This window comes from Bacillus sp. AFS029533 (assembly GCF_002585125.1).
Taxonomy (GTDB): domain Bacteria; phylum Bacillota; class Bacilli; order Bacillales; family Bacillaceae_G; genus Gottfriedia; species Gottfriedia luciferensis_B.
The window spans coordinates 139610-164576 of sequence record NZ_NUQC01000006.1 but is presented as its reverse complement, the minus strand read 5'-3'; the positions used below and the strand labels follow the sequence as shown (position 1 = coordinate 164576).

Here is a 24967-nt window from a genome sequence, read left to right as displayed (position 1 = left end):
TTCCCCTTTTATTTAACTATTTTTCTAAATAGATTTTTAATTAGTGACTGTCCTGATGCTCGCAACACTTGAAATTCAGTATCAAAAGTAACTTCATCTAGCCAATGGGAATCGAATAATTTGTCATCTACAAATAATTCGATATCATTCTGACCCGTAGGATTAAGTAATACTAGATCCACTCCAAACTCATTTAATAATAGCAGTAGTGCTGCGTCGTTTCTATTTAGTTCACCATCTCTTTCTGTATTATAAATAATTAATTTTGGAACTTGTTGGGTGTAATCAAACTGTTGTAGTAATCTTAATATTTCATTTGGTATATTCATAGATTGGCTAAACAAAAATAGTTGTGTCTGAGCCTTTGTTTCATTTGGTAATAACTTAATATTTGCTCGGTCAACATATCTAGATATAGCAGAAGCTAGACCAAACTGTAATCCGCTTGGAAGTTCTTTATATCTCCACCAGTTACTAGCCAACATCTTAAGGGGGTCAAGCAGCCCATCACGCCCTAAAGCATTTTGATAATGATATTGTTGGTTGCCTTTAACTAATTGGGTAAATGGAAATTTATCTATTTTAAGGGTTAAACTGCTTTCAGTTAGTTGGCCAACCTTTTCCCAATATTCACGGTGGTTTTTCGTCACACCTAAAATCTTCATAAAGAAAACCGGTATTTCAACACTATTGTCTTTTACTTGAAAATTAGGACGTAACATTGCTCTTTCTTTATGTAAAATGAAAAGTTCATCAAAGGTTGTTTTTAACGTAATTGATCTTGGAGCATAATTTCTAAATTGCCATGGTTTAAATAATAGTGAATCCTCAGTATGCAATAATTTCTCAATTTCCTTTGTTGCTCTATGAGCAACTGTACTCTTCCTAACTGGCTTTTCTAGTGGAAAAGGTACTAAAGATGTCGTTGAAGGTAGTATTTTAATTCCGTCGCTATTAGTGCCTAATAAATGCGCTAATAAATCTTTACCTTCAGGGTGAAATATAGCTACATCAAACCCTAAAAGGATTAGTAAGTAAAGGAAATAGCTTTCACTTAACGTTGTGTCACCATACCATAAGATCAGTGGAGAACGATTAGGAAAACCCTCAATCCATTCATTTACATGGTTATGCAACCATTTCACTAAATCAACTATGATCCTTCTAAAATTGCTATCAAGGAATCCATTTTTTTGTGAATCTTTAAAGGTAGATAATACAGATTTAATTTGCTCTCGAATATGTATATGTATGTTCTGATTTTCGTGCTTCGGAATTAATCGCTCACCTTCAAGGAATGCAATTAGTCTGTTCACTGACAATCCATTTTCAGCAGTATTTATTGTGACTATTCTTTGAACTGCTTGCAACATATCATTCGAAATTGTCTTGTTTAAATCATCGCTTAATAGAATGACATTTAAAGATTCGTCATGTGCTAGTTCATATAAGTTTTCAAAATACTCGTCTTCATCAATGTTTGTTCCTAAAATTCGCCATGCAATTTGATTAAACTGTATGGTTTCACCTTCTACTTGATAAGATTGTCTTAATTTCAAAGGTTGTTTCAAGATACTCAACCACTCATGTTGATTAATATCTATTGCTTTTGGGTTGATCGCAGACATATAGATACTCCTTTCCGATGTTATTATTTCATTTTTGGTTGTCCGAAAACTGCTAACATACCTTCACGAGTTACTACCCAAGAGGAACCAAATTTACGTATCGTACCTTCTGGAAAATCATTTATTCGTTTCCGTAATGTTGAGTCATTGATCCCCCATTCTTGACACGCTTGACGCGAACTAAGTAAACTTGGATCATTTAAATTTATCGTATTACTTTGTTTATTCAAAATCCCACCCCGAACTTCCAAATAATGCAACATTACATTAGAAAAACTTTTTAAACTTAAATTACAATCTAGTACATCTTTAGAAACTTTTTTTCTAACATCGCATTTTCTAAAGATGTACTAAACGATAATAAAGGGGAAATATAAACACTTTCCCCTTTTAACTATTAACCTACTTTTTTGTTAAGTAAAATTAAGCGTCTAAGCCGTAATCTCTAACTAGTGAAATTAAACCGCCTTGGTAGCCGCTACCAATCGCATTGAATTTCCATTCGCCGTTATGACGATATAATTCACCAACTACTACTGAAGTTTCTATTGAGAAATCTTCACCTAGGTCATAACGAATTAATTCTTCACCATTCGTTTCATTTAAAATACGAACATAAGAGTTGCTGACTTGTCCAAAATTTTGGTTACGTGCATCAGCTTCATGAATCGTAATAGCAAATGCGATTCTTTCTACTGAGGCAGGAACGCTTGTTAGATTAACTGTAACTTGCTCATCGTCACCATCGCCAGCACCAGTTCTGTTATCGCCGTGGTGTTCAACTGATCCATTTCCACCTACTGTATTGTTGTAAAATACGAAATCTTTTTCAGTAGCACATTTACTAGCTCCATTTAATAAAAATACTGATGAGTCTAAGTCAAAGTCATTGCCGCCACTGTATTTATTAGTGTCCCAACCTAATCCAACAACAATATTTGTTAAACCAGGATTTGTTTTCGTTAAATCTACCTTTTGTCCTTTTAATAAATTTACTGTCATTTTAAATGCACTCCTTTTCAATTATGTTTTTTATTTATTGAAAACGTTGAACAATTTTATCTAATGCTATATCTTTTGTTCCCTCACCAACTGCAGAGAACTTCCACTCCCCATTATGGCGATAAATCTCACCAGGGTATAAGGCAGTTAATCCTGAATAATTTTCAGTGATATTGTAGTTTACTAACTCTGTGTTTGCAGACTTGTCTACTACTCGAATAAATGCGTTTTTAATCATACCGAAATCTTGCTTACGTTGAACACAAGCATAGATATTTACAACAAATACAAGTTTATGTACATAAGATGGAACCTTATTTAAATTAACAAATACTTGCTCATCGTCACCGTTGCCATCACCTGTTAAATTATCTCCAGAATGAATTACGCTACCGCATAAACTTTTTTTGTTTCCAAAATAGATTACATCACTTGCACTTCTTAACTTGTCATTTTCATCTAACATTAAAACAGAAGCGTCACAGTCAATGTTTTCTTGTTTACCAAATCCGAAGAAACCACCACTTTTTTTCACCGGATCCCAACCTAAACCTACAATTAAAGAGGAAAGTCCCGCTCTTCCTTTTGTAAGGTCGACTTTTTGACCTTTTTGTAAAGAAATTGCCATATGCTATTAACACTCCTTATCATGTATTAATCACGCTTGCGTGATTTATAGTTTCATATTATCATATAAACTTTGGAAATACTATCAATAGCTTGGTGTTTTATGGAATATGTTACAATTTCTTGTCATGATGGTGAGCTTGTCTTGAGTAGTCTCGTAGATCTTCTATCCCTTAATAGAATACAAGTTCAATTGAGGTTGAGTGGCCCTACAAATAAGGAGCCTATATGTGCTTATAAACTGTGGACTGCAATTAAATTCTGAAAATCGCAATTAAAATTAAATATTACCCATACCAGTTAAGGTATTACTAGATAAATGGTAGCTACTTTTCAATGGAAACCTTGCAAATATATTCCAACTCTTACTAAATTCGAATAAAAGTCTGTTAATTTCCTATAAAAAGAGCAATCACCTCAACTACAATTGAAAATCTCAGCTAGGATACCCCCCACTAACGAAGCGCCCATATTATTTTTCGAATTAAAAAGGGGGCTGCCCCTTATGTCAGTTAACCCGACTTATGAGACAGCCCCATTCATTTACCCTATTAAAGTACAGCTGTAAAATCCACTTAAAAAGGTCTTTTTTGGGATTTACTTAACCCTTCTTTACTTTAATCGTAGTTGCATGACTTACGTTTCCACTCTTATCTATAGCAGTAATTGATAAAGTCGTACCTGTCTTTAAATAAGATTTAAGTTTAATCGTAAATTTACCACTACTACTAGCAGTTGCTTCCCCTATTTTAGTAGATCCCTTCTTAACAACAACTTTAGCACCTGGTTCAGCTTTTCCTGTAATATATTTCGTATTATTCGATACTTTATTAACAGTTGGAGCCTTTGGAGCTGTTTTGTCGATTACTTTTACTTGAACAGTTGCACTACTATTTCCTGCTTTATCAATTGATACAACTGATAATATTGTTCCGGCTTTTTGCTTTGATTTTAATAGAATGCTAAATTTCCCTTGTTTATCTACAGCACCTTGCCCAACAATTGTTTTTCCTACTGAAACCTTAATCGTTGATCCAACTTCACCTTTTCCAGTTACTCTCGTATCTGAATCTTTTACTGTATTGACAACTGGTTTCATTGGAGGTGTTTTATCGATTACGGTTACTTGAGCTGTTGCACTAGTGTTTCCTGCTTTATCAATCGATACAACCGTTAATACTGTTCCTGCCTTTTGCTTTGAACTTAATTGAATGCTGAATTTTCCTTGTTTGTCCACAACACCTTGGCCAACAATTGTTTTTCCTACTGAAACCTTAATCGTTGATCCTGCTTCAGCTGTTCCAGTAACTCTCGTATCTGAATCTTTTACTGCATTGACAACTGGTTTCATTGGAGGTGTTTTATCAATTACTGTTACTTGAGCTGTTGCACTTCTATTTCCTGCCGAATCAGTAGAAACAATTGTTAATACTGTTCCAGCCGATTGTTTTGCAATTACAACGTCAAAACTTCCAGTACTATTTGTCTTTACTGAACCAAGAGTTTTACTTCCTACAGAAACGATAATGGTCGAACCTGCTTCAGCTGTTCCAGTTACATGTGTATCAGAATCTTTTACTACATTAACAACTGGTTTGATAGGAGCTGTTTTATCTACTACAATTACGTCAGTCAATGAACTCTTATTACCTGCGTTGTCTGTTGAAACAACAGATAGTTTTGTTCCTGCACTTTGTTTTGAAGATAATAAAACAGTAAAGTCGCCATCTTGATTTGTAACTGCTTGACCTAGAATGACAATCCCTTTTGAAACTGTGATTGTTGTTCCAGGCTCTGCTTTTCCTGTTACATAAGTACTATTATCTTGTACCACATTTACAACAGGCGCGTTCGGTGCTGTTTTATCTACTACAATTACGTCAGTCAATGAACTTTTATTACCTGCTTCGTCTGTTGAAACAACAGATAATTTTGTTCCTGCGCTTTGTTTTGAAGATAGTAAAACGGCGAAGCTACCATCTTGATTTGTTACTGCTTGACCTAGAATGACAATCCCTTTTGAAACTGTGATTGTTGATCCTGGCTCTGCTTTTCCTATTACATAGGTACTATTATCTTGTACCTCATTTACAACAGGTGCGTTTGGCGCAGTTTTATCACTTACGATTACTTCTACTCCGTCGCTTTCATTGTTTGTTGAGTCAAGTGCTGTTACTACAATTTTCGTACCAGCTACTTGTTTTGTAATCTTTATTTCAAAGTTTCCAGTATTATCCGCTATTGCATTAGCAATTTCATTACCATTTACTTTTGCAATTACTTTTGCTCCCGCTTCAGTTGTACCGGTAATTTTCTCATCTTGATCAGAAATAGCATTCACTACTGGAGCTTTTGGAGCAGCAGTATGAGTTCCAACTAATTCTTTCGTATCCCTTACTCGTATACGATTTCCTTCTGAGAATTTACCTGCTAGACCAGTTGCTTCTAACGTATCCCCAATATTCAAGTTTGGTACAGGTCCGCTTTGGTTTACAACGTATCCATCTGTGAATACCAATGTTGGTCCTGAACCATCATCAATCACATAGGAATTATCGTCATACTTAGAAACGACTTTACCAGTTACTTTAACTAATTGACCTTGATTTTCTTCATTATTTGAATCTTTTGTACTGACAACCTTTGCTTCGACTGGGGTTCCTTTTCCTAGCTTTACAACGCTCTCTGTAAAACTACCAAACTCTAATTCGAAGTTATTTTCAAATATTTTTATATGACCATAAATGCGTATCTTATCGCCAACTTGTATACTTCCTGCTGGCACATCATTAAAGGCCATAATTCCACCAGTATCATCTTGAATATAAGCAGCGTCAAAGAATGAAATTGCTGTAACAGTTCCTTCAACAACTGCGTTCGTACCTTCTGTAAGCTTACGAGCATCACCAATTGACTTTACTTTGGTATCAAGATGCGCTAACCAGTTTACAACGTTTACTGCAAACGGGTCATTTCCTTTTGGATTATAAGTTTGATCCATTTGTTTATCATTAAAGATATTCATACCTGAAACGAATACTCGACCATTACCAACTTGTTCAGAAGCAATAATCGGAATACTAGATCCACCAGTAACTTGATCTAATGCTGGACCATTTTTCCCATTAGATGTCTGAACATTATATTTTACAGTATCTGATTTGATAGTAGATATATCTTGGAATGTAGACTCATTCCCTTGAGCTAGAACTGTAACAGTATCACTGTCAGTTAATGGCACTTTATTGCCCGAACCATCATTTTTAGCTAGACTTGATCCACTATAATACTCAATCGTTGGAACAAAATCTGTTAATGTTGTTTTTTGATTTGGTGTTGGGTGTAATCTAACTGCATAATTAGCAGTCAGTGGTGTTCCCCAGAAGTTACCATCATGTGTTTCATCAAAAATTCCATCATTGTTCACTAGAATACTTGATCCTACACCAGATAAAATGCTATTTATGTTTTGATTTGTAGCACCAAAGTTACTCTTTTCTGTCGTCAATAAAGAACCGCCATTTTTCACGAAATTATTAATATCAGAAATTTCACTAGCAGAATATGCTGTAGCTGGATGTGTAATTACTAATACGCTAACATTCTTTAATACTTGCTCTGTAAGCGGTGAAGAATTTTCTGCTACAGTATAGCCTTGTTGCTTCATTAACGTTGTAAATAATTTAAAGTTATCTTTATATGTGCCTGTGTCTTGTTTCGAGTTCTCATTATTGTGAGATCCATCAATCATAACAACTTTGTTTAATGGAGCTTTAATTGTAAATGATTGCTCGTATTTGTTATTACCAAGATCATGTCCATCAGCTGCTGATAAAACAACAATGATCTTATGTGTACCTGGAACTGGATCCGTCCATGTAACACTAGCACTTGCTGATGAATTTGATGGAAGCGAATCGATTGAAGCATCTGCAATAAAATGATTAGCATCTATACTATCATAATAGAAATGAGCAGTTACTTGTTTAACATCTAATGATCCTTGGTTACTTATTCCCGCTGTTAAATTAGCTGCAAGTCCACCAATAATCGCGCCATCTTTTGTCGTAACATCACTAACTTTTACTGCTAAGTCTTTTTGTTGTGACCAAATTGGTGAAGAGTAAATTTGGTCGCCATCCTTTTGTGTAACTTTAACAACGAACCATTGTTGTCCGCCAACTACAGTAAAGCTTGGCTTCCAATTAAATGAAGTTGAATCGTTTGTTGGAACATATTTGTCTACTACTGTTCCATGATTTGTAATTAATTCTACTTTAGCGATTGCATCGTTAGAAGCAGTTTTAATATAACTATAATCAGGATCACTAGCCTGTTCTAAAACTGGGTCTTTACCTGAAATATTAAAATCTAACGTATCAGTATCCACTGTTGATCCCATATAAAAGCCACTTGCAGATACATCTAATGAAAAGTTTGGATCCTCTGACATATAAACACGTCTGTTTTTCATTGCATCAAGTAGAGCATCTTGACTTAAATCTTTTGCTACGATTACAGTACGTTTTTTGGTTTGACCCCATGTTGCATCATGGTTATCTTCACCATAAGTTGGTGCAACATGCCAGCCGATATCAAGCGCACCATAGTAGCTATCTTCTGCGTTCGCATAAGAGTATTTTCCTGATCCATTCCCTACTTCAAGCATTGTAAATAGCTTGTCTAAATTTTTGTTATAAGGGATGAAGTTATCAAAGGCATTTGCAGACATTTTTGGATGGTTAAATTGAGCAACGATATTGTCATATGTTAATACCCATCCATAATACTTTTGTAAATTTTGATAAGCGCCACCATCTACAACACGATCAATGAAATTTTCAGTTCCGAATACATTTGAGTGACCCCATGTAGTTGATGTCATTTCAAAAGCTGGGAATACAACAAATTTACCATCTTTTGTATACTGTTTTGCTAAATCCTTTGTTAACTGCCAATCAGTGCCACCTGTTCTCTCTTTAAAACCTTTATGATCAACAGTATCTTTATTAACAAGATTTGCATCGATATCGTGAGAGTGATCCGAGAATGCAAAGAAATCATAATGATACTTTTCAGCAGCTTTTAATGCTTCTTCAGGAGTACCTGCTGCATCATGTGAAATATTCGTATGGTTATGTGTCGTTCCACGGTAATGATTCCCACCAGTAAATCTTTCTGTAACTGTGAATTTCCATGTAAAGGTAGAAGGATTATTTAATTTATCCTTTGCAGACACTGTTATTGTATGCTCACCTTCAGTTAATTCATTAGCAGTTGTAAGATTTAATTTAATTTCTGTATCAGTAATTGTTGCATTTGAAGTTTTATCTTGACCATCGATTGAAATAGTTGCTGACGAAAGATTGATTCCACTTGGATCATCCATTTTCACAACGATTTCAGGATGTCTTGAATCAGTTTTATCACCATTTGCAGGTAACTCATTAAAAAACTTAGGACCATCCTGATCATCTACTACATTCACTTCAAATGGTTTTGAAGAACTACCTACAGCTTGTTTGCCTTCTGCATTTTCCGCCTCAATATAATAGTAGAAATTTCCTTTTGGAACATCTGCTTCTAAAATTTTTCCATTGTAATTAATATGGTCTGCAGTGTCCATGATTACTGAATGATAAGAAGTCTCGTTTTCTCCTTTATAATAAAGCGTAACTGAATCTGCGTTCTTTGCAGTCGCATTAAACGAAGCGTCCATTCCTATATAAGCTTTTGTAATCGGAGTATGAGTTAACACTAATTGACCTTTTACATCATTTGCGTTTCTAGGTATAAGTAGATATCCACTAGTAAAAGGTGCAGCTTTTTTATACTGATTAACAATACCTGTAAAAGTGTAAGTCTGACCTTGTTCAATATTCCCTAGAGATCCTTTAATACGTACGATCGCTAAATTATCGCCTGATTCATCGCTTACTGTAATATCATAATTTGGACCATCTGATGGAATATTTGTTACTTTTCCAGTGAATGATACTAATTTGCCTTCAGTTTCTTCATTTAACCCACCGATTGTAATATTTGTAGTTGCCGGTAAATGATCATTTCCAACAAAATGAATAGCTGTTGGAATAAATTGTGTCATCCCCGCCGTAAATACTACTCGTCCTTCAATGCTATATTTATTTCCTGCTTGAATCGTAGTAGAAGGATTCAAATGATTAATAACATTGATTGCGCCTGCTGAATCTTGAATAAAGAAATTTGTATTCACATCGCCATTAGGGAGATTATCTGTAGTCGCTACTCCCTCAATTGTAGTTGAGTAACCATTGTTGATTGGAAATCCTTTTTCATCATTTTTTCTTAAATCACCAATTGAAGTAACTGTTGTTGACTTACCAGCCACATCTACTCTCGTGTAACCGCTTTCCTTTGGAGTAGGTTGTGCAGAATCCGTTTCCGTTAAGAAGATAGATGTCTGATCACTAGAGTCTTCAAAACTTAATGTAAAAGAGCCATCTGCAGCTGCTGTTACTTGTTGCCCGTTTGTTAATTTGCCTTCATTCTCAAAATAAGCTTTTACAGTAGATGAAGCAGGTACTGATTCAGCTTGACCTGTTACAGTTGCTGTACCATTAGATTTTGTAAAAGTTATTTTAGATCCATCTGGAGAAGACATAAATTTTGAGTTATGAACAGCCATTTCATCAGCATAGTTGGCACTTGATGGTTTATTCAGTACGAAATCTTTTGAAGGGTCTTTTGTAAACCAACCGTTTCCAATTCCGTATGCCGAACGTGGGTCTGTCCCAATATTTGTTTTACGTTGAATCGTTCCTCCACCAATTGTAGAGTCCGAAATTGGACTTCCCCAATATAAAGGATTTTTATAAACTGCTGTACCATTCGTAAATGCTAATAAATCAATTGCATCTTGATCATCAACACCTGTTACAGCTGTCGTTTTCTTTGCAAGTACTAAAGCGCCCCCAGTTGAACCACTTGGATTTAACGTAGTTGTTACATCTGGAGTCACAGGAAGCGCTTGTCCTGTCGTACCTGTACTACCTGCTACTAAGAAGTAACTATGTGCTTTAATTACACCGGATAGTGGTTGCCCTGCACCAAAGCTCATTGTTGATGCCGAAGTATAAGCAATTGACCAGCCTGTTAAATTAATATTTTTATCTGTATTATTATAAAGTTCAAAAAACTTTGTTTTGTAGAATGCTCCCCCATTACCACCATTTACATAGATTTGACTAAATACTACGTCACCTGGTGAAATACCTTTTGGGTTTTCAGTTGGACCAGAGTAGTTTACTGCAGTTCGATCACTAGGAGCTTTTTCAGCTTCCTGAGCAACTAGATTAATGACTGACTTCGATCCAGGATTTGCAAATGTTACGTTAAATGAACCATCTGCTGCAGCTGTTGTAGTTGCTACTACAGTATTGTCATCAAAATAAACATTTACAACCGCATTGCTAGCCACTGCTCCAGCAGTACCTGATACAGATGTATACGAATTATAAGAAATTTTTGTAGTAATCGGAGCAGCTGTTTTCTGAACGACAGAACCCGAGAAATTTACTGAAACTTTATCACTTTCAGCTTTTCCAGTTTCTTGTGCAGTAACATATACAACCGATTGTGAGTTTGTAATTGTAGCAGTAAATGAACCATCTGCTGCAGCTGTAGTAGTACCAGCAAGTTTATTATTATCACTATAAACCTTTACAACGGCATTACTTGTAACTGCTCCAGCATTTCCAGTTACTGTTGAGTTTGTAGAATAATTGATTTTTGTTGCGTCAGGTGTAGCGGTTTTTTCTAACGGTGTTGATCCTGTTGCGTCACCGTTAATAACGATATCAGCAATACGACTTGTACCTGTTGTCGTACTAAAATTAGTACCGTCATTTTTTGCAGCTAATGTTGAATTGACGATCCATCTTAAATAAACTAAGTTCTTATCGTTTACCTCACTTGGCAACGCTACATTATTTAGCTGTCCCCCACTTGCCCATGTAGCATTTCCAATTGAAACAGAACCATTAGTTACATCAGCCCATGTAGTTTCATCCAAACTATATTGAAGCTTGAAATCTTTTGGCCCCGTTGAAGAACTATATTGTTTAGATGAAAGAGTTATATTTTCGTAGTTTTTTGTTGATAATGAAACTTCCCAATATGAATTATTATTTGACCACGTATTTGCGTTAATAACTGTATTTCCAGATGGACCGGCATTATAACCAGTAACTTTGGAACCAGTGGTCGTTATATTACTATTCATATTTTCAGGTATTCCAGCTGATGGTGTAGTTACTTGTCCATTGCTAAAATCCCATTTCGCTAAAGTAGTTGTAGTGGCTGCTTTAGCCATTTGTGGACTAATTGTTGATAATAGCAATAGTATCGTTGCAAAAAGACCAAAATACCTTTTGTACTTATGCATTATTTTGTGCATGAAAATTTCCCCACTTTAATTTATTATTTCTAATTAACCAAAACCTTCTTTCAAAAACACAAGACTATTTTACCATCGAGTTATTTCTAAATAACCAAAACCTTTTCTCGCAAACACAGGACTATTTTACTACTGGGAAATAATTACAGAATTCTCTCCTCTCCTCACTTGAATTTTAGTTAACGCCAGTTAACTATATAATGTATATCATAGAAAATTCTACAATACTAGTCTAAATATACGAACTCTTTACAATTTAAATACAATTCTGTAACATTTACTTTGTACGATAACTATGTCTTTCTTACTTTTATTTCCCGGAGGAAACAAATGAATAATAGTATTTTTTACTTACCAAAAAATAGATTCAGTCGTGCTTTTCCCCTAGTTTTCTGCTTTCTCATTTTTTTTAGTACATCTTTTCGAACTGCAGAAGCTCATTCATTAAGCGCTAGTTACACTACACTAAATCTCTTAAAATCAAAAACTACAATGAACTTTGCATTAGATGAAGTCTCTGTCATGGAATTAACAGGCGGGGATGTTAATAAGAACGGAATGTTAGATCCAGATGAATTTGAGGCAATAAAGAATAAAATAGAATCTACGCTCCAGAGCAATCTAATTCTGAAAATGAATGGCGAAAAACAAAACTGGACAAAGGTAAATAAATTGGAGCTTAATCGTAAAGGTGATGCTACTCAGCTCATCCTTGAAGTTGATTATCCTGCAATCCAACCTTCACAATCTATTAGTCTTGCTGATCATTTGTATGAAAATGATAAAAATACTAGTACGACCTATGTTGATTTGTTGAAAGTGAACTACGGCAAAGAAAATAGTACTGCCGCTCTTTCAGATCAAAGCCGTGCTTGGTCTATGATTCTTAGTGACAGTGCTTATGAGGGATTAAGCAATCATCCAAATAATATTCAACCTGCACAACAACAGCAACAGGCCGTAATAAAAAAAGAATCCAATTCGGATTCTTCTACAAATACTTCATCTAAAGGATGGGTTACATTTTTAAAGCTTGGTATGAACCATATACTTACCGGTTATGATCATTTGCTATTTTTACTATCACTACTAATTGCAAGACAAAGCTTTAAGCAGTTTGCTAAAGTAATTACTGCATTTACAGTCGCACATAGTTTAACTTTAACACTCACTGTTTTAGGGATCATTTCAATTCCTTCTTATATTGTCGAACCTGCAATAGCACTTAGTATTTGTTACGTAGCAATTGAAAATATATTCCGTAAAAACATTGGTCATCGTTGGGTATTAACTTTTATTTTTGGATTAATTCATGGAATGGGTTTTGCAGATTTATTAACAGCTATGCATCTTTCAAAAAGCGAATTAGCAGCTGATTTAGTTAGCTTTAACCTTGGCATTGAAGTGGTCCAGCTTTCGATTGTACTATTATTATTACCACTATTAACTCAATTACATCGCTCAAAGTATTCGAGGAATGCAATTATTTCCACATCTACGATTGCTTTTATATTAGGTGGAATTTGGTTATTTGAACGCGTCATATCTTAAACAGAAAGAGTGAATCCTTTGCGAAGCATTGCTACTGAGAAACAATCGCCAGTCAATTCAAATCGACATTTTCTAATCATTATTTGCTTACTATTTGTATGCCTATTATATATTTCATCTACAACAGGATTAAGTTCAGTTTTTTCAACTACAAAACTACAAGTCTTTAAGATGATCTTTATTAGCATTATTATTGAAGCTCTGCCTTTTATTTTAATTGGTGTATTCGTTTCAGCGATCCTTCAGGTTTTCGTTACAGATCAAATGGTCCAACGATTTATACCAAAAAATCCTTTATTAGGTATAATCGCAGCAAGCGTGTTAGGCATCATCTTTCCAATATGTGAGTGTGGAATGGTACCTGCTATTCGTAAACTAATAAAAAAAGGAATGCCATTGTATGTTGCGGTCACTTTTATATTAGTAGGACCGATTTTAAATCCAATTGTATTTCTATCAACATTAACAGCTTTTCGTAATCAACCAACCGTTGCATATTATCGTATGGGACTTGCTTTTGTAGTTGCACTAATCGTAGGACTGATCGTTTTTCAATTTGTTAAGTCAAATCAGTTACGGGAACAGGTCGATCAAACGAAGCAAGATCACCACCATCATGACCATAAACACAATACTGCTTCAAATAATAAATTCATTGCAATCGTAGGCCATGCAGTAAATGAGTTTTTTGATATGGGAAAATACTTAGTTTTCGGTTCGATCATTGTTGCTCTACTTCAAATTATCATTTCTCAAAGCAGTTTAATTGAATTGGGAAAAAGTGGTCCATCAGCAAACTTCCTGATGATGGGATTAGGCTTTATTTTATCTCTTTGTTCTACATCAGACGCCTTTGTAGCTCAATCACTTCAAACAATTTTTACAAAGAGCTCTTTAGTTGGATTCATGGTTTTTGGGCCAATGATCAATATTAAAGGGATCCTGATGATGCTAGCTGTTTTCCGATCTCGATTTGTTTTATTACTTAGTACACTAGTTTTCATTTTTGTTTTTATTGGAACGCTTGTTTTACAGTCTATTAATTTATAAAAGGCAGTGATCTATTTTGAAAAATAAAATCAATTCGACTTCGATTCATCATTTTACAAAAGCTGTTATACTCTTAGGACTTGCTGTCTATATTTTTCAATTAACACTTACAGACGAGATCCTGCAATTTATCGTACCGGAGCTTGTCATTTATGTAAAAATTGCAACCGTTATTCTTTTGGGTGTCTCAATCGTTCAAATCTATATAGCTGTTCTCTCATTAAAAAGACATGTCATTATTTGTGATTGTGGTCATGATCACAGTCACGACCAAGTTTTTAGTCATGAGCATCATCATTTTTTAAAAAAGTCAGTCGTAAAAGACGTTTTTATTTACAGCCTATTTTTATTCCCTCTATTACTCGGATATATTTTGCCAAACCATGCGAGTTCTAGTTCGCTTGCTAATAACAAAGAAATGAATTTTAAAGGACTAGCTGTTCAGGCTTCTTCGAATGGTCAGGCTGTTGAAGTGAAAGGTCATGAAGACCCTGCTTTAAAAAAAATGTTCAAAACAAATGTGTATGATCAAGATTACGCTAAACTTGGAATGTTACTGTACAAACAGAGTACAATCGAGATGAAGGACAAGTGGTTTATTGAAAAACTACAATCAATGAATACATTTGTCGACAATTTCCAAAATAAACAAATTAAAATTAAAGGTTTTATCTATAGAGACCCTAAGTTAGCAGGTAATCAATTTATTATTGCAAGAATGGGTATGACTCATTGTATAGCCGATATTTCACCATTTGGTATTATTGCAGAATCAACCGATTCACAGCAATTTATGAATGATTCTTGGGTAACAATTACTGGAACAATCGGCAAAACAAACTTTAATGGTCAAACAGTTATTAAAATAAACGTTCAACAATCAGAGCCAGCTAAATCTCCAAGTGTTCAATACGTGTATCCAGATTGGAACTTTGGATCAAAGCTGTAGCTTTAAAATTAATTTAGAGGTGTTTATATGGTATTAAAGTATGGAAGTCTTTTCTTAGTACTCCTTCTTACGTATTATAGCTTTAATCATTTTTATCGAAATAAAGGGAAATTTCCTACTACTTTAAAATCAGTTATCTCTTTATTAGTCGGTGTATCTTCAGCTACAATTAGTTTCTTAATCATGTTAAATACAAATTATAATGTACTACTATCGATCATTCTCAATCTATTACTAGTTTTATTATTTTTGTTTTTATCGAAAAAACTATTTAATAATGGCATTACTGAAATGTTAGCGTCCTTGCTCGGTGCATTTGTAGGGACTATCATCGGATATATGACATTTAGTTCAAGCATAAGCGTCGTTATTGTGGATATTCTGTTTATAGTTTTCATTTATCTATTATTATTTTTCGTTGATCGAAAGCTAGTTTCAAATTTAAATCAAAAAAATAAGATTAAGAGAGATCATGCAAAATCATCAAACAGTACTGTAGTATTAACTTCAATCCTACTTATTTTGGTCATCATATTTACTGTTAATATGAATAAAGTAAAAGTTGGTGTAATTGGGCAACCACAAAAGCAAGCTGCAAAACAAGATGATCAAAATGACCTACAATACGCAACAATTCACGTAACGCCATCAGGTTTTAGTCCGAAAAATACAATCTTTAAACCTGCGACAATGACTAAAATTATTGTTGAAGTTGATCAAGATGCCGGTGCCAATGCAAGATTAGCCTCTACTGACTTAGGTATAAACATTCCGTTGAAAACTGGAAAAAATATTCTCTTATTAAATAATCCATTAAAAGGAGAATATAGCATCTCTTTGGAGCCTTCTAACTCTGTTGGTAAGTTGGTTGTTAAATAAATAATTAATTAAGAAAAATCCACAAGTAATTGGTTTTACTTGTGGATTATTTTTTTGTATAAAGCCTAATACACCGTTGAATAATCTTACTATCTAATCCAAATAAAATTTTAAAATTTATCACATTTCTATCACAATTTTACTTTAGAATTTAGAAGTTGTTTTATTTTCTAATTCACTCTAATAGATATGAGGTGACATAAAAAAATGAAAATCCGAGTTATAGGGTTTTCTTTCTTACTATTATTGATTGCTGCTACTTTATTTCCATCCTTAGCATCAGCACATGCTTATATCATCAAATCTACGCCTTCAGAGAACCAAGTTTTTATGAATTCTCCTCAACGTATTCAAATACAGTTTGATGAATCAGTACAGTCTGCATTTCATTCTTTACAAGTTTTAGATGAATTAGGTAATCGAGTTGATTTGCAAAATGGAAAAATAAATAAGGAAAATCATTCAATTTTAGAGGGGAACTTAAAACCTAATTTACCAGATGGAAATTATCATATTGCATGGAAAGTGATATCCAGTGACGGACATTCAGTAAACGGTGTAATTCCATTCAGAGTTGGAAAGGTTGATGGTTCATCAACGATTTCCAATAAAGCAAGCCAATCCTTACCAAACACAGACGTAATGGGAACCTACTGGATTGAATATATGAGTTTACTTTTATTTGTTGGACTCTTATTTTTTTGTTTATTCGTTTTCAAAAGCGATCAGAAAAATAGAATGATTGCCTTTAAAAATTCTAAAGCTTTATTGTTAATCTTCTATTTTGGAATTTTATTTAGTATTCTGTTCAGCCTTTTGGTTGAAACAAAAAACTATGCAAATGGTTCATGGCAAAGTATTTTCCACAAAGATTTGTTATTGGAAACAGTAAAGAGTACGAAATTCGGAAATGTATGGGTAATCCAACTTCTTCTGCTTATTGTTTTAGCTAATTCGTTATATATGGCATGGAAAAGTGAGCAAAAATCTTCATTTTATTGGTGGTTAAGTGCTTTATTGGTTAGCTTTTTCTTACTAATCTCAAAACCTTTCATCGGTCACGCATCAATGCAAAATGATTTTTTACCAATTTTGCTTGATTGCATTCATTTACTCGCGGTTTCGATTTGGCTAGGAGGATTAATTGGAATCAGTTATTTACTTCCTAAAATTCAAAAGAAACATGAGGGAAATGAGAATTATTGGAAAACCATTCAAAGATATTCTATTTGGGCGACTATATCTGTAACTTTACTTATAGGAACAGGAATTTATGCAAGCTTAAAGTATGTACCTAACTTTTATGCTTTATTACATACAACCTATGGCAAAGTTTTATGTGGAAAAGTTATCTTATTTGTTATCATGCTAATTTTAGGGTTTATTCATTTTATCAAAGGAAAACGTAGCAAAAATAAACTAGGAAAGTCAGTATGGCTTGAAATAAGTATAGGAATCATCGTTCTAATCCTAACGTCCTTATTAACAAACCTACCTACAGCAATGGAATCCCCTGGTCCTTTTAATGATACAAAGCAAAATAAAGGATATTCAATTTCATTGCATGCCACTCCGAACATAGTAGGTAAAAACACATTTAAAATAAATATACGTGACAAAAACAATAAACCTGTGTCTTCTATCCAACAAGTCACGCTTACCTTTAAAAACACGGACATGAATATGGGAACTAACACAACTCAAGTTAAAGAAACTTCGTCAGGTGTTTATGAAACGCAAGGATTTTTTACAGATATGGCAGGTCATTGGAATGTAAAAGTCCATATTTTAACGAATTCCCTCGATTCAGTAGATGCAGATTTTAAATATATAGTAGGAAGTAAATAGTTAATCACATTCAAAGGAGACTAACAAAAAATGAAAAAATTCATTTCAAAAACGGCTAAAATTATCGCTTCAGCGTTCGCAATGACAATGTTCTTTACTGGAATTGCGAGTGCGCATGTTGTAGTAAATCCTAAAATTTCAACCCCTGGTGCTTGGGAAACATACACAATGAAAGTACCATCTGAAAAAGAAATAGCTACAACAAAAGTTACACTTAAAATCCCTTCAAAATTTGAATTTGTTTCATATCAACCAATCCCAGGATGGAAGTTTAGCGAAACAAAAGATGCAAACGGTGTTGTTACGTCCGTTACTTGGAGTGCACAAAATGAAGGTATTTTAGCGGGGCAATTTCAACAATTCGTATTTATGGCAAAAAATCCAGACGCTGAAGTAAATGGAGCTTGGGACGCATACCAATATTATAAAGATGGCAGTATCGTTGAATGGACTGGTGACGAAAAATCAGAAGCACCACACTCGATTACGAATATTGTAAAAGATACAACTGTTAAAGGTGAAACTGTTAAAACAACGAAAGATGAAACGGTTGAGGAAAAAACTGAGAAATCAAATTCTAGTAATACTTCTTTGGTAATGTCAATTGGGGCAGCCGTCCTTTCATTAATTGCTTTATTGGTTGCGATTCTTAAGAAGAAATAAGATAAAATGAGGGTGTCCCAGAGACCCCTCATTTTTTTAATGCTTATGATGTAGCGAGCTGAGGCTCAGCTACAATTAAGTTTGTTAGAATAGCAAATAAATGAAGATATGCTGCAAATAAACAGTGGACTGCAAATAAAATCTGAAAATCACAATTAAAATTGACAAAAGTGCAATTAAATTTTGATAATCGCAAATAAATTTGGCAGAACTGCAATTAAGCTCAGATGAATCGCAAATAAACTCTACAATTACCCACACTAGTAGAGGTATTATGACCTTGAATACACTAAAAAAGAAGTTCATTTCAAATGGAAAACTAGCAAATATGCTCTGTAGAATAAAAACTTGATAAAAATCGGCTAATTATCTTTAAAAAAGAACAATATTATCAACATAAAATAATAAGCACTAGTGAAATACCTTGCACTTTAGCTATATTACTATAAAAAGATCGCTTATGTGGTAGTAAACTGACTTATGAGACCTCCCTTTTTATCAACCTTTCCAAAATTCTTATAAAAAATTAAAACCTGTTCCCGATAAGGATCAGGAACAGGTTTTGTATTATATATTAACCAATTTAAAAAATCTTCCGCTGTTGTCGATCATCTTTCAAAATTTCCACAGCTTCTCTAAATCTCTGTGAATGAACAATTTCACGTTCTCTTAAAAATCTTAAACTATCATTTAAATCCGGGTCATCAGAAAGATCAATGATCCATTGATACGTAGCCCTAGCCTTTTCTTCAGCTGCAATATCTTCATACAAATCCGCAATTGGATCACCTTTTGCTTGAATATAAGCAGTAGTAAACGGAACACCATCTGAATTATGGTAGAACAATGCACTATCATGAGATGCATAATGGGTATCTAATCCGGCAGCTTTCATTTGGTCTGGAGTTGCGTCTTTTGTTAGCTTATAGATCATCGTAGCAATCATTTCTAAATGTGCAAATTCCTCTGTTCCGATATCTGTTAAAAGTCCAATAACTTTATCTGGAATTGAATATCTCTGATTTAAGTACCTTAAGGCAGCTGCTAACTCACCATCTGCTCCACCGTATTGTTCAACTAAAAACTTGGCAAGCATAGGGTTACAGGTACTTACTTTAACTGGATATTGTAATTTTTTTTGATAAACCCACATAAATATTCCCTCCTTCTATACCTGCCATGGCCATGGGCCTTTATGCCAGTTCCAGTTTTGATCTGAATAACTGCCACCAAATTGATATAATGGTCCATATTTTGATTCGAAATTAGCTTCGATTTGTTTTTTATATTGGACGTATTGATTAAATTGGTTAATTGCATTTTGATCACCTGGATGAGTATCTAAATATAAGGTTAGTTCTACAAGTACAAAATCAACAGCTTGCAGTTCCTCTAAATCCTGATAATACTCTGGAGGAAGTTGCTCAGTCATTTTTAATCCCTCCTAGGTTTATATGGATTTTCATAAAAGTCATAAAACACTTTCCATAAAGTACCTTTTTCCAATGCCTCTTTGTATGAAAATTGCTCTAGTCCTGGTGGCTGAAATCCTAAATATAAGTGTGGAGGTGTAGAGTAATATTTTGTACCAATTGGTGGACACGGGTCATTTGGTCCATGAAAAACATTCCATGATTTCACAGGGGTAAATTGTAGTCCTTGATTACTTTCGTTCAAACTGATCACTCCCTCAAATAAAAAGACATCCACTATTTTCACTATATTCAACAGAATTATAAAAAATGAATTTTTATCGTTCAACGAAAGATCGGCTATTTACTTCAAAAGCGGACCGAATGCCTGATTCGATTGCCCCTTCTATCCATGCAGGCGCAGAAGATGTATGTTCACCAGCAAAATGAACTCTCCCCTCAGGAGTGGAAATATAAGGCGTTAGCTCTCTATTTTGTTCTGGCTTGAACATAGAAAACGCTCCCCCAGAGTATGGATAAAGAGCCCAACTATGCGTGTAACCTGTAATAAATTCTGTATAAACTTGATTACCATGGATCGTGGCCAAATTACTTAAAGCATTCATTATCCGATCATTTTCTGACATACTATCCCATATCAGTGCATCATCTTCCCATGTATAACTAGCTAATACGATTCCCGATCCATTTTTACCATTATGATTACTTGGATAATATGCAAATCGGATAGGTAAATCTGTGGTTAATTTTCCACCTAATGTCCCATTTTTTTCCCAGAATCTACTTTTAAACTGAAGTCCAATTTTAGTAGACGGAACATAGTGCAATTCTCGTATTGCTTTCCATTTATCATAAGAAAATGAATTTCTTGGAACCACTTCTATGAAGTTTAATAACGAAAAGGGGATAGTAATAATGGCATAGTCAGCAGTAGTTTGATAAGGCAGATGGCTTGTATAATGATCTGAGTGAATCGTTACTTGATTATTTTCTTGCACGATCTTATTCATTTTTTGTCCAAAGAATAGATTATCCTTCAATTGTGTTAAAAACTTTTTAGGTAGTTGATCATTTCCACCTGTAATCTCATAAAACTTAATTTCCTTTGAAAATAATACAATGAACTCTCTTAAAATAGCCGTAAAGGCAAGCTCAGGAAAACCTTCCATACCTTGAAGTACCTTTACTTTCTCTACAGCACCAAGCGACAAGGGTGTTCCGATTGGATTATATCTTAAAAATGAATCCATCGAATGCTGATCATAATTTTCAATAATAGTTTTCCAATTTTCATCTGGGTTTTGTTTAATAAAGTCCATTGCAGACTTTAGCGATCTTTCAATTAACTGGTCAACATTTACCCCTTTTTCATTGGCTGCTACACGATAACCTAAAATATCAGGATATTGTTCATATTGCTTCTGAGTTGTTTTTATCCCGTTAACGAAGATAATATCCTCTGACTTCCCATTTACAAATTCATTTACGTTTAAGTTGAATTTTTTTATATATTCAAGTACAAGCTTGTGATTAGAAGCAATACGCATTGCACCCAATTCTAAGTATTGATCATTAATAAAAGGTGCTCTCTTCGTATAAATCCGACCACCTACTCGACCATTTGCTTCTAAAATCGTTACTTCATGTCCTGCTTCCTTTAATAAAGAACCTGCTACTAATCCTGAAATTCCCGCTCCTACTATAACAATCTTTTTCGGATTATTTGTCCGCTCTAGTCCATTTGGTATTAAAGTAACCATTTCATCCTTCGATAAACGCCTACCTGATGTACTATTCATGTTCCCTCTCCTAAAAAAATTATTTTAGTTCATAAGATTTTTATTCGTTGAAATATTTCATTAGAATAACAAATCGTTTTATGCATGAATTTTTTAGGAAAATTTTTACAGTTAAGATTAGGAAATTTTACTAAAAAAACACTCACTTCAAAAGTGAGTGTTTTCTGACATTATTCTTTCACAAATTCCTTCGTACTTCTTACAGTATCAATCTGACGTACCATTCCTTCAATTTCATCACGTTTTGGTTCTAAGAATGGAGGTAATGATAACTTTTCTCCAAGTGTTTCGTAAGGCTCGTCACCCATAAATCCTGGTCCATCTGTTGCAAATTCGAATAAGATTTGTGGAGCAACCCTTGCGTATAATGACTCGAAGAAGTGACGATCTACATAGCCAGAGTTTGGTAAACGGAATGAGTCAAGACGTTTAATCCACTCTTTTAATACGGATGTATCTTCTACGCGGAAAGCTACATGGTGAACAGTACCGAAGCCTTGGAAAGCTTGTGGTAATATTTCATTATGCTCTGCGATAATTTGTGCCCCGTTTCCACCTTCACCGACTTCGAATAAATGGAATGAACCTTCTTTATTAATCTCTTTGAATAAAAGTACTTTTTCAACTACTTCTTTAAAGAATGCGAAATTAGCTACACGAATAAAAATTGGACCAAGTCCTGTGATTGCATATTCTAATGGGATTGGCCCTTTTTGCCATGGTGTACCTGAAGCAATCCCTTTATTGTGTTCATCTGAAATTAATTGATATTGCTGGTCGTCGAAATCAACAAATGATAATGTTTTCTTACCAAATTGTGTTTTTATTCCTGAGTGCTTTACTTCTAATCTGTCAAAACGCTTTACCCAATAATCTAATGCTGCATCAGTTGGAACTCGGAAAGATGTTTTTGAAATCTCATTAGTTCCATGTACTCCTTTTTGAATTCCAGGGAAATCGAAAAATGTCATGTCCGTTCCGGCACTTCCCTTATCGTCTGCAAAGAATAAATGGTAAGTTTGAATATCATCTTGGTTGACCGTTTTCTTTACTAAACGCATCCCTAGAACATATGTGAAAAATTCATAGTTTTTTTCTGCACTACTAGTTATAGCAGTTACATGATGGATCCCTTTTAAGCCGTTCATACTTATTCCTCCAGATAATTTATTTATATAAGCTTTTTTATTTTGTGAATCTATTGATGAAGAATACTGAAAAAATTTATTAAAATTTATTTTGAATTCAATATATCTCGAATTCGAGATAAATATATCATGTAAATCATTTACCGTCAAATTGTTTTTAATATGTAAAAAAACTCTGGCAATTTTGCCAGAGTCTCCAGATTAACATCTATTCAATTACTCTAAATGGTCGATCTAGCTCAAAAAGGTTGCGATATCGTTTCTCAGTTTTGAAAAGTTCTCCATGTGAGCCTTTCATAGCGATGTTGCCTTTGTCTAAGAAGAGAATTTGATCAGCCATTTCTGCACCGATTAAATGGTGTGTGATCCATAATACTGTCTTTCCTTCTAATACTTTAAAGATCGTATGAAGTAGTTTTCGTTCTGTTATTGAATCTAAACCGACAGTTGGTTCATCCAAAATAACAATTGGTGTATTTTGAAGAAGTATTCTGGCCAAGGCAATTCTTTGACGTTCTCCACCTGAGAATCTTACACCGGTTTCATGCATAGGTGTATCATAGCCTTCTGGAAGTGATGCTATATAATCATGCAGTTCAACCATCTTCGTAACTTCTATTACCTCTTCATCACTTGCTGTCAGATTTCCTAAACGAATATTATTAATAACTGAAGTATCAAATAAATAAGGCTTTTGATTAAGTACTGATACAACTTTCGAAATATTATCTCCAAAAGCAATACTTTCAATCTCATTTATTTTAACACTTCCATCTGTAGGAGTTTCAACTCCTTCAATTAGCTTTAGAATAGTCGATTTTCCTGAACCACTCGGACCTAATAAAGCTGTTTTTTTGTTTTCCTCAATTGTAAAAGAAACATTATTTAAGATCGTTTCGTTTTCCGAGTAATGAAAAGATACATCCTTAAAATCGATTTTTCGATAATCATCGATATTACCTTCTATACTAGTTAAATTCTGATCACGATTCGCTTCTTTAATCTCTTCTAAACGACTAATAGAATCAGCATATAAAGGAACACTTCCAAGAGAATTTGATAGTGGAATAAAAGCTTCTGTTAAAGGAAATAAAACTAAAACAAATGCGGCTATAAAAGTTCTTGGAATTTCTCCAGCTAAACTTTCATTCCCCGCCCAATAAAGCATCATTAAAACTAAAATTGCTACAATACATTGAGCTATTAAATCGCGTCGTCTTCTAAATCCTTTTTCCTTGTTTTGGATGTTTCTTAACGATGCATCCATTTCTCTATAATTATTAATAAAGCTACTTTGTTTACCACTAAAAAGCCAATCACTAATACCCATAACTGCATCAGTTAAATTTTCATATAAATGACTCTTTTCCTTTTTTATTTGGTAAGTTCGTGCTTTTTCAACTAATAATGAAAAATACGGTAGGACACCTACTAAAACAAAGGCAATGACTGCTGCTAATATTGCAAATGGAATAGAGAAGAATCCAAGTGCTACTACGGATATAAAATAGATAAACAATGAAGCAATTCCAGGGAAAATAGTTTTTAAATAAATATCCTGTAAATATTCAATGTCATTTGCTAAAAGACCTAAAATATCTCCTGTTTTAAACTTCGAATTGATTGTAAGTGCATATGGTTCCAGATTACTAAATAATCTTGTTCTCATTCTAGATAAGATTTTCAAAATTGTATTGTGTCCGACTAATCTTTCAACATACTTAGAAGCCGACCTTAAAATACCAAAAGTACGTACAGCAACGATTGGTACATATATCATTAAAATATTTTCAGGTCTAGTTGCTGCTTTAGAGATTAAATAGCCGGAAGTGTACATAAGAGATGCCGCTGCAAATATAGTCAGTGCACTTAAGAAAATCACACCTATAAATAAACGACGATTTTCTTTTATATATGGTAAAATCCATCCATTTTTATTCAACATATATTAAC

The 24967-nt window shown here is 34.0% G+C and carries 17 protein-coding genes; 6 read left to right on the top strand and 11 right to left on the bottom strand.

All coding sequences use genetic code 11. The features are described 5' to 3' along the window. Positions 1-8 precede the first annotated feature (8 nt). The 5 genes from COE53_RS03825 to COE53_RS03805 form a co-directional block, all read right to left on the bottom strand. Complete coding sequence (locus COE53_RS03825; RefSeq protein ID WP_098947477.1) at positions 9-1628, bottom strand: YceG family protein; 1620 nt, start codon at positions 1626-1628, stop codon at positions 9-11. 23 nt (positions 1629-1651) lie between these two features. Next, positions 1652-1858 carry a helix-turn-helix domain-containing protein gene (locus COE53_RS03820; RefSeq protein ID WP_254664621.1) on the bottom strand — a complete coding sequence of 69 codons (207 nt, stop codon included), beginning with the start codon at positions 1856-1858 and terminating at the stop codon, positions 1652-1654. 193 nt (positions 1859-2051) lie between these two features. Continuing rightward, positions 2052-2630: a TerD family protein gene (locus COE53_RS03815; protein WP_069034884.1), complete on the bottom strand. Its 579-nt coding sequence runs from the start codon at positions 2628-2630 to the stop codon at positions 2052-2054. A gap of 34 nt (positions 2631-2664) precedes the next feature. Continuing rightward, positions 2665-3258: a TerD family protein gene (locus COE53_RS03810; RefSeq protein WP_069034885.1), complete on the bottom strand. Its 594-nt coding sequence runs from the start codon at positions 3256-3258 to the stop codon at positions 2665-2667. 600 nt (positions 3259-3858) lie between these two features. Continuing rightward, positions 3859-11694 (bottom strand): Ig-like domain-containing protein, encoded by a 7836-nt coding sequence (locus COE53_RS03805; protein WP_098947476.1) that lies wholly within the window; start codon positions 11692-11694, stop codon positions 3859-3861. Positions 11695-12024: 330 nt separating this feature from the next. On the opposite strand from COE53_RS03805, the gene COE53_RS03800 reads away from it, so the two are divergent. The 6 genes from COE53_RS03800 to COE53_RS03775 all read left to right on the top strand — a co-directional run bounded on the left by COE53_RS03800 (position 12025) and on the right by COE53_RS03775 (position 18634). Further along, on the top strand, positions 12025-13245 hold the full coding sequence (locus COE53_RS03800; RefSeq protein ID WP_069034887.1) for a HupE/UreJ family protein: 1221 nt from the start codon (positions 12025-12027) through the stop codon (positions 13243-13245). Positions 13246-13263: 18 nt separating this feature from the next. Beyond that, positions 13264-14295 carry a permease gene (locus tag COE53_RS03795; protein WP_254664622.1) on the top strand — a complete coding sequence of 344 codons (1032 nt, stop codon included), beginning with the start codon at positions 13264-13266 and terminating at the stop codon, positions 14293-14295. Positions 14296-14311: 16 nt separating this feature from the next. After that, positions 14312-15244, top strand: coding sequence for a TIGR03943 family putative permease subunit (locus tag COE53_RS03790; protein ID WP_069034888.1), 933 nt, complete (start codon positions 14312-14314; stop codon positions 15242-15244). 27 nt (positions 15245-15271) lie between these two features. Continuing rightward, complete coding sequence (locus COE53_RS03785; protein ID WP_069034889.1) at positions 15272-16123, top strand: hypothetical protein; 852 nt, start codon at positions 15272-15274, stop codon at positions 16121-16123. Between the two features lie 207 nt (positions 16124-16330). Continuing rightward, on the top strand, positions 16331-17971 hold the full coding sequence (locus COE53_RS03780; protein ID WP_069034890.1) for a copper resistance CopC/CopD family protein: 1641 nt from the start codon (positions 16331-16333) through the stop codon (positions 17969-17971). Between the two features lie 30 nt (positions 17972-18001). Next, complete coding sequence (locus COE53_RS03775) at positions 18002-18634, top strand: YcnI family copper-binding membrane protein (protein ID WP_069034891.1); 633 nt, start codon at positions 18002-18004, stop codon at positions 18632-18634. A gap of 583 nt (positions 18635-19217) precedes the next feature. On the opposite strand, the gene COE53_RS03770 is transcribed toward COE53_RS03775, so the two are convergent. The 6 genes from COE53_RS03770 to cydC form a co-directional block, all read right to left on the bottom strand. Further along, positions 19218-19787 (bottom strand): manganese catalase family protein, encoded by a 570-nt coding sequence (locus COE53_RS03770; protein ID WP_025569244.1) that lies wholly within the window; start codon positions 19785-19787, stop codon positions 19218-19220. A 15-nt stretch (positions 19788-19802) separates the two neighbouring features. Next, positions 19803-20066 (bottom strand): spore coat protein CotJB, encoded by a 264-nt coding sequence (locus COE53_RS03765; RefSeq protein ID WP_025569246.1) that lies wholly within the window; start codon positions 20064-20066, stop codon positions 19803-19805. A 2-nt stretch (positions 20067-20068) separates the two neighbouring features. After that, positions 20069-20275 (bottom strand): spore coat associated protein CotJA, encoded by a 207-nt coding sequence (locus COE53_RS03760; RefSeq protein ID WP_098947485.1) that lies wholly within the window; start codon positions 20273-20275, stop codon positions 20069-20071. 109 nt (positions 20276-20384) lie between these two features. Next, the gene (locus tag COE53_RS03755) at positions 20385-21866 is read right to left on the bottom strand and encodes a flavin monoamine oxidase family protein (protein ID WP_098947475.1); all 1482 of its coding nucleotides are present in this window, start codon (positions 21864-21866) and stop codon (positions 20385-20387) included. Between the two features lie 170 nt (positions 21867-22036). Beyond that, entirely contained in the window at positions 22037-23014 is a 978-nt protein-coding gene (locus COE53_RS03750) for a ring-cleaving dioxygenase (protein ID WP_069034893.1), read from the bottom strand. A gap of 208 nt (positions 23015-23222) precedes the next feature. Continuing rightward, on the bottom strand, positions 23223-24956 hold the full coding sequence (gene cydC, locus COE53_RS03745) for a thiol reductant ABC exporter subunit CydC (protein ID WP_254664628.1): 1734 nt from the start codon (positions 24954-24956) through the stop codon (positions 23223-23225). Positions 24957-24967: the final 11 nt, after the last annotated feature.

Bases quoted from the DNA above. Each gene is read 5' to 3' on its own strand.
- COE53_RS03825 (WP_098947477.1), bottom strand. From the start codon at position 1,628: ATGTCTGCGATCAACCCAAAAGCAATAGATATTAATCAACATGAGTGG.
- COE53_RS03815 (WP_069034884.1), bottom strand. From the start codon at position 2,630: ATGACAGTAAATTTATTAAAAGGACAAAAGGTAGATTTAACGAAAACA.
- COE53_RS03810 (WP_069034885.1), bottom strand. From the start codon at position 3,258: ATGGCAATTTCTTTACAAAAAGGTCAAAAAGTCGACCTTACAAAAGGA.
- COE53_RS03805 (WP_098947476.1), bottom strand. From the start codon at position 11,694: ATGCACAAAATAATGCATAAGTACAAAAGGTATTTTGGTCTTTTTGCA.
- COE53_RS03800 (WP_069034887.1), top strand. From the start codon at position 12,025: ATGAATAATAGTATTTTTTACTTACCAAAAAATAGATTCAGTCGTGCT.
- COE53_RS03785 (WP_069034889.1), top strand. From the start codon at position 15,272: ATGGTATTAAAGTATGGAAGTCTTTTCTTAGTACTCCTTCTTACGTAT.
- COE53_RS03780 (WP_069034890.1), top strand. From the start codon at position 16,331: ATGAAAATCCGAGTTATAGGGTTTTCTTTCTTACTATTATTGATTGCT.
- COE53_RS03775 (WP_069034891.1), top strand. From the start codon at position 18,002: ATGAAAAAATTCATTTCAAAAACGGCTAAAATTATCGCTTCAGCGTTC.
- COE53_RS03770 (WP_025569244.1), bottom strand. From the start codon at position 19,787: ATGTGGGTTTATCAAAAAAAATTACAATATCCAGTTAAAGTAAGTACC.
- COE53_RS03765 (WP_025569246.1), bottom strand. From the start codon at position 20,066: ATGACTGAGCAACTTCCTCCAGAGTATTATCAGGATTTAGAGGAACTG.
- COE53_RS03755 (WP_098947475.1), bottom strand. From the start codon at position 21,866: ATGAATAGTACATCAGGTAGGCGTTTATCGAAGGATGAAATGGTTACT.
- COE53_RS03750 (WP_069034893.1), bottom strand. From the start codon at position 23,014: ATGAACGGCTTAAAAGGGATCCATCATGTAACTGCTATAACTAGTAGT.